This window comes from Bacillus sp. S3, assembly GCF_005154805.1.
Classification (GTDB): Bacteria; Bacillota; Bacilli; order Bacillales; family Cytobacillaceae; genus Neobacillus.
Window position 1 is genome coordinate 2105056 of sequence record NZ_CP039727.1, and the last position, 13132, is coordinate 2118187.

Consider the following 13132-nt stretch of genomic DNA (forward strand, 5'->3'; position numbering starts at 1 on the left):
TCTTTTGCGAATATTAAAGCAAAGCATAGAAAAAAAATAGTCCCGTTCACATTAGTGAGAACGGGGCTTTTCCGTAATTGAATAAAGTCTTTTGTTTAACAATCTAAAGATCTTTAAGGCTAATTGAATTTGCAGCAATTCCTCTGAATTTTTTAGATCGGTATTTAAAATTTCTTTGATTTTCTCAATTCTGTAGATCAGGGTATTTCTGTGTAAAAACATCGCTTTGGCTGTTTCACTTATATTAATATTATTTAGAAAGTAGTTCTCTAACGTAATAATATAACTTGTCCCGTGCAGTTGATCATGTTCATATATTTTTCCGAGACGTTTCATGAAAAAGTCCTCTAATTCCATGTCTTTAATGTTACTGTCCAAGAAATGATAGATGGAATGATCCTCGAAATGGGAGACTCCTCCACGGTCATTAAACTTTTGCATGAGTCTGATTGATTCATTTGCTTCTGAAAAACTCTTGTGAAGTGAATGGATTGTTTCATATTGTCTGCCAATGCCAATTAAGAAACTTGTATTTTTCATTTGTTTGGTCAGTACGCTATAAAGCCCGTTTCCGTACAACTTCGCTTCATTTAATGTAATAGGAGGTTTGTTTTCATTTTGTCCCATTAAAATGATAATGTGATTGTTACGATAAAAGCATGTAATCTCCCCATTTGCTAAATTCGAATGTTCATAAACTAGATCCACACATTTTCTAGCCTTATTCTCTAACTGAACCTTCCTTGCCACTATATCCTCGTACCGTTCAAGGTCCGCTGTATCAAAATTTATTACCATACAAAAATACTTATATTGTGAATTTAAACCATGCAATTCGCTTAGTGATTGAATGGATTCACTGGAAGTGATTTTTCCTGTGAGCAAATCATCAAAGAAATCCTGTCTAATTTTTAATTTTACATCCTCAATCTCTTTTGCTTTTATCATCTCAAGTGCCATGATTGTGGAAGCCTGTTCAAGGATAATATAATCAAATTCCGATAGTTCTCGAACAGTTTGCCAAACAATTATATATCCATAAAGATAATTTGCTACCGCGACGGGTAAGATGCGGCACTTAATTTCCATGGCTTCCAAATGATAAATTCGTTTAATGGACTTCTTCATTTCACTAATATTATCCGGAATGGAGTCTATGAACGCTTGCGTGAAAATTGGTCTATTTATTATTAAATCAAAGCAGTAGGCAAGCGGCACTTTGTTATCCTTGTGCTCCGTGAAATGGAGCAATTTCCAATCCTTATCAACAAAAATGATTGGGTTATTGATGGTTTCGGATAATAAGGAAGAGATCCTTTCGATCCCGCCGCCTTCAAGCGTAATCCTAAAAAATAAATTATGCATGTCTAACGTTTTTCGGTTCAGTAAATCATATCTCCCAGATGCTTTCTCATTAATAATCGAAATAACTCTGGACAGAGTATATTCGAAGGGTAACTCAATTAGTGGTAAACCATACTTATTTGCCTGGTCAATCATATTTTGCGGGAGTTTATCAAAGTACCGCTTCATTTTGACAACGAGCCCAGCGCAATTAATTTCAGATAGCTCCTTAATAATCCTATTTTGCAGTTCTTCGTTATCTTTAAAAATAAAGCCAGTTGATAAAAGCAATTCATTAGGAGAAAGCCAATCAAATGCACCAGGGTTTTCAATAATATTTACGATTGATATTTCATTATTGATCCCTTTTTCCCCGGCGATAATTTTTATTCCGTCAATCGCTTTTATTTCAAATAAATCTTTAACTGTAAGCAAAGTCTTCTCACTCCTCTGTCAAAATATTATCACAATCCATTGTATATGTTGCACAATTGAATTCAAATCTTTTTGGATTGATTAAACGATGACGATTTTATGCAATATATCTAAAATAATCATGTAAGGTCTTAAGTTTGTCAAATAAAGGAGGCTTATTCCAGTCAAATTAGATTAGACAAAAAACAGTCTAGGTCTATGAGGTGTTTTGCGTGAGAGAAACAATATCTGGTGATGTTGAATTTATTAAGAGAATTACTCATTCCAGCTTCAGTGGTTTTGTGCATAGTACTTTTTATCGAACATTTAATATTCAATGTTTAGAAAATGGTGAGTTATTCACCATTGCCTGCAGTGAAATAGACAATGGGCCTAATACATTAATTATTGATGTAGATCATGTCAGTTTCCTAGGTATAGAAGTAAATGATAGGGTATTTGTTAAAAATCAAACCTTACACATTGAAAATAAACTCGCTTTATCAATTGAAAAAGCATCTAAATGGGAAAGTGTGATCCCGGTTTATCCACCTAATGTAGAAATCCTGATTCGTAATATTAGAAGGATGAAGGAATATATCGACATGTATGGTAAGAGCGGTGGTTTTAAAAAGCAAATGGCAGCCCAAGGTCCTTTTGAAGCTGAAATGTCTAAGATGCTTGAAAAGCGAAAGAACTTACTTTTGAACGAATTAGAAAATAATCATGTGTCATTAGCAATACCGCATGCGGTTTCGCTTATTGGTTTAGGGCCGGGTTTGACTCCGTCTGGTGATGATTTTTTAACAGGGATTTTTACTGTTTTTAATATGAAAAACAGCCCCTTCTATGCCCAGCGATCATTTTGTGAAGATGTACTAAAGCATGCAAAGACCTTAACAAATGACATTAGCTACATGGCTTTGAAAAAAGCAGCAACTGGGAAAGTGAGAGAGTCTATCATTAGTTTAATCGAGTCCTTAATCGCTGGGAACGAAGAAGACTTATTTCTCTCTTTAAATAAAGTACTATCCATCGGATCTTCATCCGGAACAGATATTTCCTTAGGTCTTGTCTGTGGGCTGGAGACCAAATTAAAAGCAGGAGGTAAATTATGACTGTACAAGCTTTGATTAAACCAAACACGTATTTTGATTCAGTGTCATTAATGTCACTGTCAACGAAAGCAAATCAAATTGATGGTGTTGAACAGGCAATTATTGCAATGGGTACTGAAATGAATAAAGAGGTAATGAAGAATGTCGGATTAATGACTCCGGAAGTGGAGGAAGCCAAAACAAGCGATCTTATTATTGTCGTAAAAGCGGCAACAGATGAGTTATGCGAAAACGCTTTCGAAGGCATTAATGAGTTGTTTACGAAAAAGAGTACTTCTAAAGGCAAAAGTGAAGTTAAATATTCTACAATCTCGTCAGCGGCTCAAAGTAATCCAGATGCAAATTTAGCTATTATTGCTGTGAATGGGGCTTATGCCGCAAGAGAGGCAAGGAAAGCACTTGAAAATGACTTAAATGTCATGATGTTCAGCGATAATGTCAGTATAGAAGATGAAATTGAATTAAAGCAAATAGCACATGAAAAAGGCTTATTGATGATGGGGCCTGACTGTGGTACAGCCATTATTGGTAATGTAGCACTCTGTTTTGCAAATGCAGTTAGAAAAGGAAACATCGGAATTGTCGCAGCTTCCGGAACTGGCAGCCAAGAAGTAAGCGTCCGCATCCACGAATTTGGCGGCGGGATTACACAGCTGATTGGAACTGGCGGAAGAGATTTAAAAGAAGCAGTAGGCGGCATCATGATGCTTGACGGTATCCAAGCACTTGAAGACGATGAAGCAACTAAAGTTATTGTCCTTGTTTCAAAGCCACCTGCACCAAGTGTCGAAGAGAAAGTGTTAGCCAAAATTAAAACATGTAAAAAGCCTGTAGTTGTTTGGTTTATTGGCGGCGATGAAGAAAAAATCACTGAGGCTGGCGGCCATTTTGCGAAAATGTCTAAAGAAGCAGCACTTAAAGCAGTATTGTTAGCTGGTGCTGATGAAAGCAAACTCAACAAACGTGCGTTAAACATTCCGCTTATTGAAGAGGTTCGTACAAAATTAACGCCGGAACAGAAATATATTCGTGGATTATTCAGCGGCGGAACTCTTTGCGATGAAGCCATGCATGCAGCGATGGAGAAATTCGATAATGTCTACAGCAACATTCAAAGAAATCCAGAGTTTCGTTTGAAAGACAGATATACAAGCCAAGAGCACACATTTATCGATTTCGGTGATGATGAATATACACAAGGCAAGCCGCATCCAATGATTGATCCTGCTACTCGTCTTGAAAGATTCATGCAAGAAGCAAAGGATCCATCTGTTGGTGTCATTGTAATGGACTTTGTATTAGGATATGGTGCACACGAAGACCCAGTCGGGGCATTTCTTCCGGCAATGATTGAAGCCAAACAACTGGCGGAAGATGAAGGACGACATTTAGAAATTATCGGATATGTTCTAGGAACAGAATTAGATCCTCAAGATCTTGATGAGCAAATTAATAAGTTATTAGCCGCAGGCGTAACACATGCTAGCAGCAGCCAAAACGCTGGACTATTAGCTAGAGAATTTGTAGTGAAGGGAGAATAGCCATGAGTAGAATTAACGATCTTTTTAAAAGTAAGCCATATGTCATTAACGTAGGAATCGAGTCCTTTAAAGATGATTTAACACAACAAGGTTCCGAAGTCATTCATTTAGAATGGACACCGCCAGGAAGAGGTAACCCTGAATTAATTGCTGCGCTTGATAAACTTGAAAATCCTGCGATTTTGGAAAAAATCGAAGAAGCGAATAAGCTTGCAGTTGAAAGAATTATTAATTCACAGCCAGTGTTAATTGGGTACGATCAAGCTATAAATTGTGTACCTGGAATGACGAAAACAACAATCCTTCACGCGGGACCTCCTATTACTTGGGATAAAATGAATGGACCAATGAAGGGTGCCGTTACTGGTGCTATTGTCTTTGAAGGGCTAGCGAAGGATATCGAAGAGGCAGCTAAACTTGCGGCATCAGGCGAAATTACTTTTTCACCTTGTCATGAACACAACTGTGTAGGTTCCATGGCCGGTGTCACATCTGCCTCGATGTTTATGCACATTGTTGAAAATAAAACATACGGAAATATTGCGTACACTAACTTAAGTGAACAATTATCAAAAATCCTTCGGATGGGTGCGAACGATCAAAGTGTTATTGATCGATTAGTATGGATGCGCGATGTATTTGGTCCAATCTTAAGAGATGCAATGAAACTAAATCCAAAAGGGATTGATTTACGTTTAATGCTTGCACAAGCGCTTCACATGGGTGATGAATGCCACAACCGAAATGTTGCAGGAACAACCCTTTTAATTCAAGCATTAACTCCATACATTTTACAAACGGATTATACAATCGAACAGAAGAAAGAAGTCTTTGACTTTGTTGCCAGCAGTGATTATTTCTCTGGTCCTACTTGGATGGCTATGGCTAAATGTGCGCTTGATGCTGCACACGGAATTGAAAATAGTACAATCGTAACCACTATGGCACGTAATGGTGTAGAATTCGGAATCCGTGTTAGTGGGATGCCTGGGAATACTTGGTTTACTGGACCGGCTCAAAAGGTCATTGGCCCAATGTTTGCAGGTTACAAGCCGGAGGATTCTGGACTTGATATCGGTGACAGTGCGATTACTGAAACATATGGTATTGGTGGGTTTGCGATGGCGACAGCTCCTGCAATCGTTGCATTAGTAGGTGGAACAGTAGAGGACGCTATCGGTTTTTCAACACAAATGAAAGAAATCACAACAACTGAAAATCCGAATGTGACGATTCCATTGCTTGATTTCATGGGTATTCCAACGGGGATCGATGTACGAAAAGTCATTCAAACAGGAATCATGCCTATTATTAATACGGCCATTGCCCATAAAGATGCTGGAATTGGAATGATTGGTGCGGGTATTACCCATCCGCCAGTTGAAGCATTTGAAAAAGCATTGTTAACTTTAACAGAAAATATTCATTAAAAAATACTAGTTTAGGGAAGAATGGAAAGCCCAATGTATCAATCAATGGTCTGCAATTCTTCCCTAAAAATTTTTTCAAAAGGCTAAAGATAGACATGAGAATAGGAGAGAATTTAGATGGAGAAGAATTCCTTAAACATGAATCTTATCTATGCAAGTGAACAAGGAGAAGTGGAAGTTGCCCAACGGCTTTTACAAGAAGGCGCGAGCATTGACTTTAAAGATGAAAATGGCCGTACAGCCCTAATGGCGGCAACACAAAAAAATCAAATCTCAGTGGTTAAATTGTTACTAGAAGCAGGCAGTGACGTCAACACAAGGGACATTACTCAACTAACGCCCTTTATTTGTTCAGGAGCAAACGGCTTTCATGAAATTCTGAGTATGATGCTGAATTTTGGTGCGGATCTAAAAAGTGTGAATCGATTTGGCGGCACTGCATTGTTACCTTCTAGTGAGAAGGGCTATCTTAAAACTGTTCAGGTATGTTTAGAAGCAGGAGTTCCTGTAAATCATGTGAACAATTTAGGGTGGTCTGCGCTGCTTGAATCAGTCATTTTGGGCAATGGAGGCCGTTTATACTCAAATATCATCGAAATGCTTGTCGAAGCTGGTGCAGACGTAAATCTGCCGGATCGGGACGGAAAATCATCATTGCAGCATGCTATAGAACTTAAACATGATAGGGTTGCGAAAATTCTCAACAGGGATTTCACAGAAGAAAACGAAGTCATTCGGTCAGTAAAAAAACTTTATGCGGAAAATAAGTATGAGGATGCAATTACGGTAATCAATCAAGCTTTTGAAAATGATCCTAGTAATCTTGACCTCTACTTTTATAAGGGATATTGCTTACAAGAATTAAAGAAATATATAGAGGCACTTGATGAGTACAACAGGGCATTGGCCTTAAATTCACATGAATTGGATTTCTATTTCTACACAGCCAATTGTTTAAGATTGATGAACAAACCTGAAGAAGCATTGGCTGAATATGATAAGGCTAGTGAGCTAAATCCTAATGAGACGTTTTATCGCTATCACAAATCCAATTATTTAAGAGAATTGGGAAGGCACGAGGAAGCAGTGAATGAAATGAATCAGCTGCTCTCACTACAGCCTCATCGATATGATTTTTCATTTCATAAGGCAAATAGTCTGAGGTCATTAGGTAAACATCAGGAAGCAATAGAGGCTATAGAGAATGCCATCGAACATGACCCTACGAATCCTTTGTATCATTTGCATAAGGAACAGTCGATAGAGTTACTTAATAAACATTTCAATTAGTGAAAAGACAGGAGAATAGTTGTGGAAAAATTGGTTATCGTCGCTATCGGGGGAAATTCATTAGTAAGAGAAGATGGAAGTGGCTCTGTTCAGGAACAATATGAAGCTGTAACTGAAACAGCCGTTAATATTGCTGATATGGTTGCAGAAGGCTTCCAAGTTGTTGTCACACATGGAAATGGACCTCAAGTAGGTTTTGGGCTTAGAAGATCTGAAATAGCAAATGAAGTAGCAGGTATGCCAGTAGTACCTCTTGTCAATTGTGGTGCGGATACTCAAGGCGGGATTGGCTACCAAATTCAGCAGGCATTGATTAATGAATTTGCTAGAAGAGGAATTAACAAAAAAGTGGCAACTGTGATTACTCAAGTTGAAGTTAGCGGTGATGATCCTAACTTTAAAAATCCAACTAAGCCAGTAGGTTCATTTTTCTCTTTCGAGCAATCGGAAGAAATGAAGAAAGAACATCCAGATTGGATTTTTATCGAAGATTCAGGCCGTGGTTATCGAAGAGTAGTACCTTCTCCAAAACCGATTAATATTGTAGAAAAGGACGCCATTAAAACGTTGATTGAAGCAGGTTTTGTTGTTATTGCAGTTGGCGGCGGTGGAATTCCTGTCGTTAAGAATGCTGATAATACGTATGAAGGTATTGATGCTGTTATTGATAAAGATTTTGCAACTAGCCTATTAGCAGAACAAGTTCAAGCGGAAACGTTAATTATTACAACTGGTGTTTCAAGAGTGTGTATCAATTTTGGAAAACCTAATCAACAAGCCCTAGAAAAAATTACCGTTGAGGAATTAAAGCAGTTTACGGCTGAAGGTCATTTCCCTCCAGGCAGTATGCTTCCAAAAGTCGAAGCAAGTTTAAGCTTTTTAGAAAAGAATGGTTCTAGGGTAATAATTACCGATCCTGAAAGTTTAAAAGATGCAATCGTTGAAAAGGCAGGTACGCATATTGTCAATTTGAAATAATTGATAACGACTACCTGTAGATTTTAGCTGTATTAATTATAATACATTTTTAAGGAGAATTTCACATGGGACATGTATCTTTTTGGAAAAAAGGAGACTTTGCTGCTTCTTTCGGTTTGTTCGTGAATGTTTTAACAGACTTTTTGGTTATGATTTCATTATTAATTGCTGTAGTTGGAATGCCAAAAGAGTTTATTTTTAATCGAATTGTACCTGGCTTTGGGTTTGCTGTACTTCTATCTGGTATTATGTTTGCTTATTTTGCCTATAAATTAGCAAAGAAAACAGGTAGAAAGGATATTACCGCACTACCATCAGGGTCTAGTTCACCTGGTATTTTTCTTATCGTCTTTGTGATTATGCTTCCTCTTTATCATCAAACAAAGGATGCTGCTTTCACAACAACAGTTGCTGTGATGTGGTGCTTCGTTGAGGCTGCTATTTTAATAATAGGTGCATTCCTCGGTGAAACGATCAGAAAGCTTGTCCCTAGAACTGTATTGCTAGCAGCCTTGGCAGGTTTGGCATTTGTATTCTTGGGTATGAACCCAATGCTACAATCTTTTGAAATGCCAGTAGTGGCATTTGTTGCAATTATAATTATCTTCATGAACTGGTTAAGTAAACATCCAATATTTAAGAAAATACCTACGGGTTTATTATTGATTGTAATTGGAACTGCAATTGCTTGGATTGCTGGGTATCAAAATCCTGCTGATGTTACTGAAGCTCTAAAATCATTTGGCTTTAATCCTCCTATGTTGCATTTAAATGGGTTTGCCGACAGTTTTAACGCTGCATTGCCATATTTATTAACTGCTGTACCGCTAGGATTATCAAACTACATTTTTAATCTGGAAAACGTTGAAGCTGCTGCTGTTTGTGGAGATGAATATAAAACTAGAGACGTTATGCTTACAAACGGTATTTGTTCAGCAATAGGCGGCCTTTGTGGTAACCCATTCCCAGTAACCGTATATGTAGGTCATGCTGGTTGGAAAGAAGTTGGTGCAGGTTTAGGCTATTCTATTGCTAGCTCTGCTGCCATATTCCTATTATCGATTTTTAGTCTTATGGGTCTGTTGCTAGCTGTTGTCCCAATTGCTGCTATTGTTCCGATGCTCGTGTTTATTGCGATTGTAACAGGGCATCAGGTTGTTAAAGAAAGTCCGAAATTTGAAGCTCCGGCAATATTTGTATGTTTCTTCCCATGGGTTGCTACTTGGGCACTTACTGCTGTAAATAATGCAATTTCAGCTACTGGTATGTCGGTAGGGACAGGTGCCGATCAGGTTTCTTCACATGCCCTGCACAATGCTGGACTTTTCTACGATGGCTTGGTTGCTCTAGGTAATGGTGCTCCTATTACAAGTGTTATTTGGGGTTGTATAGCTGTATTTACGATCCGAAACACGCCTATTGGAGGCATAATAGCTGCAGTACTTGGAGCTGTTTTAACGTTTGTTGGTGCAATTCATACAAGCACTCTCGGACTTGCACAAGAAATTGCTATGCCTTTCGTTTGGGGATATCTACTAATGGCAGCGTTTTTAGTATATAAACTTTATGTTAATAAGAAAGATAATATTGGTCCCGTTACAGAGTAAAAAATGAATGCAACTTAGATATTAGAACATTTTAATCCCATTCATGGGTTAAGGAGGATTTTTAATATGGATTTTATGAAATTAGCTGCTGATGCAACAATAGTTGGAATGGCGAACAAAGTTGGTGGACCATTTGGTGCAACGATTGTCCGAGGCGATGAAGTGGTTGCAGCAGTTAGCAACACCATGATGCGAGATACGGATCCTTCTGCACATGCAGAGATGGTAGCTGTAAGAGAAGCCTGTAAAAAATTAGGAACTATGGATTTATCAGATTGTGTTGTTTATGCTACTTGTGAACCATGTCCAATGTGTGTTTCTGTTATGATTTGGGCTGGTATCAAGGATGTATACTACTGCAGCACAAGAGATGACGCTGCAGAGAATGGTTTCTCAGACATGCACCTGCGCCAATATTTAGCAGGAGAAGACGATAGTGTCATTAACATGATAAAAGTGGAAGATAGAGAAGATTGTGATGACCTATGGGAGCATTTCCACAAACTAAACAAATAAATCAATTAATCGAAAAAGTCCAGCCTGTCGATGACAGCGCCGGACTTTTTTTAGTTATTGGCAAGATGAGTTTGAAGGAAGTCAATGACCTGTTTAAGGGCATTTTGGACAACTGGATTATAGAAATCTTTATCGAATACATGCTCACCGTTTGGAATTGTGATTAACTTTGCTTCGGCTCCTTCTTTTTTTATGGCAGCCCTCATAAAAACAGACTGTTCATAAGGAACATCAGTATCCTTTGTTCCATGTAACAGAAGCGTTGGCGGATAATCACTAGTTATATTGTGAATTGGACAATACTTCCTGAGTACTTCCGTATTACCTTCTGGACGGATGCCTGTGATTTCCTCAATCCATGTTCCATGCTGTCTTGCATACACATAGAAGAGAAATCGCTCCTCTATTGAAGCTTCTGTGATTGTCTGGTCCGTCACAAGTGATGCAGCAACCCCTTTTGGGACAATATCTTTTTGACAGTAAAAACTACTGGGGGTGGTTGCCCATGTACCTACTAAATCACCATATCCATAGAAAGAGACAATCGCACGAGGCTTATGAGTAAATGTTCCAGCAGAAAGTGCTAAGAAACCGCCTGCTGAACTTCCGATTACTGCGATTCTATTCGGATCAATAGAAAACTGCTTTGGCCCTTCTAATTCTAACCAATGAAGAGCGTCCTGTATATCCTCAAGAATGTCTGGAAGTTTTGTCCCAGGAGCCAGTCGATAGTCAATTGAAAATATAGCAATTCCATTATCCGTGTATAGTTTTAGCATGTCTTCACTGATCTCTTCTCTTGTTCCCCAAACAAGGCCGCCTCCATGAATATAAACGGCAACAGGTGCGTTATCATGGGGAATCCCATGAAAATCAGCCTTAATTTCAAAAAAATCATTTTTCTTATAAACAACTGTTTTTTTCATATCTATATTTCACGTCCTATCATGATAGTGAATACAAGATGATTTTCATTCAATTTAGTTTACCAAATGCAGGGACGCAATTCATTAATTATACAACAAAGTAACCAACCAAATTTTACTTGTCTAGGACAAAATTTGTACAAACTCCTTTGTATAACATGCCTAAATGATAGCCTTGCTTTTTGGTGGTTGTAGACAATGACGTTTGCAGTAATTATTACTAAAATTATCCTTGTAAGGGTTTTCTAATGTAATAAAGGTTTCAGTAAATTTTTTAATGTATTTGCTTTTCGAAAAATCATTCGTCAGGAATTAATAAAAGGAGGCTTGAGATCTAGGATTCATGGAATAAGAATTGAAAAAGGTTAGACCGTGTTTACCAAAATAATTAGAGGTGAAATGAAATGGAGCAAACATTAAAGTTGTGGCAAAAAGGAGATTGGGCAGCTTATTTTGGATTACTCGCGAATAATTTAACAAATCTATTGACAATGGTATCGTTATTACTTTTTGTAGTTGGCTTTCCTTCAGAAATTGTTTATGGAAGGATTGTTCCGGGATTTGGTCTGGGAATTTTCTTAGCTAGCTGCTGTTACTTTGTATTTGGCCGTATGCTCGTGAAGGAAACAGGGAGAATGGATATCACGGCGTTACCATCAGGTCCAAGTGCCCCTTCCATATTTACAGTTACTTTTTTGGTTATTCTTCCAGTTTATAAGACCACCAATGATGCCAACTTTGCTTTCTCAATCGCATTGGTGTGGTGCTTATTTGAAGCTTCAATCTTAATCATTGGTGCCTTTATAGGAGACACACTAAGAAAAATCATTCCAAAGACAGTCCTTTTATCCTGTTTATCTGGTCTTGGCTTATTATTATTAGCTATGAATCCCATGCTCCAATCGTTTGAAACTCCTTTAGTAGCGTTTGTCGTACTTATCATTATTTTTCTTAATTGGTTCGGTAAGTCACCTATATTTGCGAAAATCCCAACAGGTTTTCTATTATTAGCATCAGGAACAGCATTGGCTTGGATTTTTGGTCTGCAAGATCCCGCTGCTATTACTGCCGCACTCCATACTTTAGGCTTTAATCCACCTGAAGTACATATAACTAGTTTAATTTCTGGAATACCGCATGCTCTTCCTTATCTAGCTTCAGCGGTTCCGCTAGGTCTGGCCAATTATATTTTTGATTTAGAAAATATTGAGAGTGCTCACGCTGCAGGTGATCCATACAAAACACGCAGAGTCATGCTAGCCAATGGTATTTCCTCTTGCATCGGAGCATTTGCAGGTAACCCTTATCCAGTCACAGTTTACATTGGTCATGCCGGATGGAAAGCCATGGGTGCAGGACTGGGTTATACCATTGCAACCGGTGCTTCGATGCTGATCATTTCGCTATTTGGAATAGGCGCTCTTTTATTATCCATTATTCCAGTTGTAGCAATCGTACCAATCTTGGTATATGTAGGTATCGTTACGGCCAATCAAGTTGTCCGTGAAACTCCAAAACTTGAAGTGCCAGTTATATTCATCTGTTTATTCCCGTGGATTGCCAACTGGGCACTATCATTAGCAAATAATGTTTTATCTGCAGCTGGAACAACTGGGCAAGCAGTTGGGGCTAAGGTACTGGCTGCCAAGGGTGTGTATTATAATGGTTTAGTCCATCTTGGTAATGGTGCACCAATCAGTAGTTTAATGTGGGGCTGTCTAGCGATCTTTGCTATTAAAAATCAACCAATTCGTGCTGCGATTGCTGCGGGAATTGCATCTTTGCTTTCGCTATTCGGAATTATCCACGCTGGAACAGTTGGCTTTGCGCAGCCCGCATCCATGCAATTTGTCTATGCATACCTAATGATCAGCGGATTATTTGTAGTGAAATATTTGATGGATCGCAGTAAGCATACCCAAAATTCGGAAAAAGAAGAAGGCGGAGCTGTAGCGTAAAACAATGTAA

General features: G+C 38.3%; 10 protein-coding genes. 8 read left to right on the plus strand and 2 right to left on the minus strand.

All coding sequences use genetic code 11. The annotated features are described in order from the left end of the window. Positions 1-51: 51 nt before the first annotated feature. On the minus strand, positions 52-1779 hold the full coding sequence (locus tag FAY30_RS10100; RefSeq protein WP_149869760.1) for a PucR family transcriptional regulator: 1728 nt from the start codon (positions 1777-1779) through the stop codon (positions 52-54). Between the two features lie 212 nt (positions 1780-1991). On the opposite strand from FAY30_RS10100, the gene FAY30_RS10105 reads away from it, so the two are divergent. From FAY30_RS10105 to FAY30_RS10135, 7 genes are all read left to right on the plus strand, one after another. Continuing rightward, positions 1992-2876 carry an oxamate carbamoyltransferase subunit AllH family protein gene (locus FAY30_RS10105; protein ID WP_149869761.1) on the plus strand — a complete coding sequence of 295 codons (885 nt, stop codon included), beginning with the start codon at positions 1992-1994 and terminating at the stop codon, positions 2874-2876. Beyond that, positions 2873-4417 carry an acyl-CoA synthetase FdrA gene (fdrA, locus tag FAY30_RS10110; RefSeq protein ID WP_149869762.1) on the plus strand — a complete coding sequence of 515 codons (1545 nt, stop codon included), beginning with the start codon at positions 2873-2875 and terminating at the stop codon, positions 4415-4417. Before FAY30_RS10105 ends, fdrA begins: the two co-directional genes overlap by 4 nt. Positions 4418-4419: 2 nt before the next feature. Further along, positions 4420-5847, plus strand: coding sequence for a YlbE family protein (locus tag FAY30_RS10115; RefSeq protein WP_149869763.1), 1428 nt, complete (start codon positions 4420-4422; stop codon positions 5845-5847). A gap of 117 nt (positions 5848-5964) precedes the next feature. Next, positions 5965-7137: an ankyrin repeat domain-containing protein gene (locus FAY30_RS10120; RefSeq protein WP_149869764.1), complete on the plus strand. Its 1173-nt coding sequence runs from the start codon at positions 5965-5967 to the stop codon at positions 7135-7137. 21 nt (positions 7138-7158) lie between these two features. Then, entirely contained in the window at positions 7159-8115 is a 957-nt protein-coding gene (gene arcC / locus FAY30_RS10125) for a carbamate kinase (protein WP_149869765.1), read from the plus strand. A gap of 65 nt (positions 8116-8180) precedes the next feature. Then, positions 8181-9722, plus strand: a complete 1542-nt coding sequence (locus FAY30_RS10130; protein ID WP_149869766.1) for a xanthine permease — start codon at positions 8181-8183, stop codon at positions 9720-9722. Between the two features lie 66 nt (positions 9723-9788). Beyond that, positions 9789-10238, plus strand: coding sequence for a nucleoside deaminase (locus FAY30_RS10135; RefSeq protein WP_149869767.1), 450 nt, complete (start codon positions 9789-9791; stop codon positions 10236-10238). 50 nt (positions 10239-10288) lie between these two features. Here FAY30_RS10135 and FAY30_RS10140 read toward each other — a convergent pair whose 3' ends face one another. Continuing rightward, entirely contained in the window at positions 10289-11164 is an 876-nt protein-coding gene (locus tag FAY30_RS10140) for an alpha/beta hydrolase (RefSeq protein ID WP_149869768.1), read from the minus strand. A gap of 404 nt (positions 11165-11568) precedes the next feature. Between FAY30_RS10140 and FAY30_RS10145 the strand changes: the two genes are divergently transcribed. Further along, the gene (locus FAY30_RS10145; protein WP_149869769.1) at positions 11569-13122 is read left to right on the plus strand and encodes a xanthine permease; all 1554 of its coding nucleotides are present in this window, start codon (positions 11569-11571) and stop codon (positions 13120-13122) included. Positions 13123-13132 lie beyond the last annotated feature (10 nt).

Excerpts from the sequence above, each read along its gene's own strand:
- FAY30_RS10130 (WP_149869766.1), top strand. The coding sequence starts at position 8,181 with ATGGGACATGTATCTTTTTGGAAAAAAGGAGACTTTGCTGCTTCTTTC.
- FAY30_RS10120 (WP_149869764.1), top strand. The coding sequence starts at position 5,965 with ATGGAGAAGAATTCCTTAAACATGAATCTTATCTATGCAAGTGAACAA.
- FAY30_RS10135 (WP_149869767.1), top strand. The coding sequence starts at position 9,789 with ATGGATTTTATGAAATTAGCTGCTGATGCAACAATAGTTGGAATGGCG.
- FAY30_RS10115 (WP_149869763.1), top strand. The coding sequence starts at position 4,420 with ATGAGTAGAATTAACGATCTTTTTAAAAGTAAGCCATATGTCATTAAC.
- fdrA (WP_149869762.1), top strand. The coding sequence starts at position 2,873 with ATGACTGTACAAGCTTTGATTAAACCAAACACGTATTTTGATTCAGTG.
- FAY30_RS10140 (WP_149869768.1), bottom strand. The coding sequence starts at position 11,164 with ATGAAAAAAACAGTTGTTTATAAGAAAAATGATTTTTTTGAAATTAAG.
- FAY30_RS10145 (WP_149869769.1), top strand. The coding sequence starts at position 11,569 with ATGGAGCAAACATTAAAGTTGTGGCAAAAAGGAGATTGGGCAGCTTAT.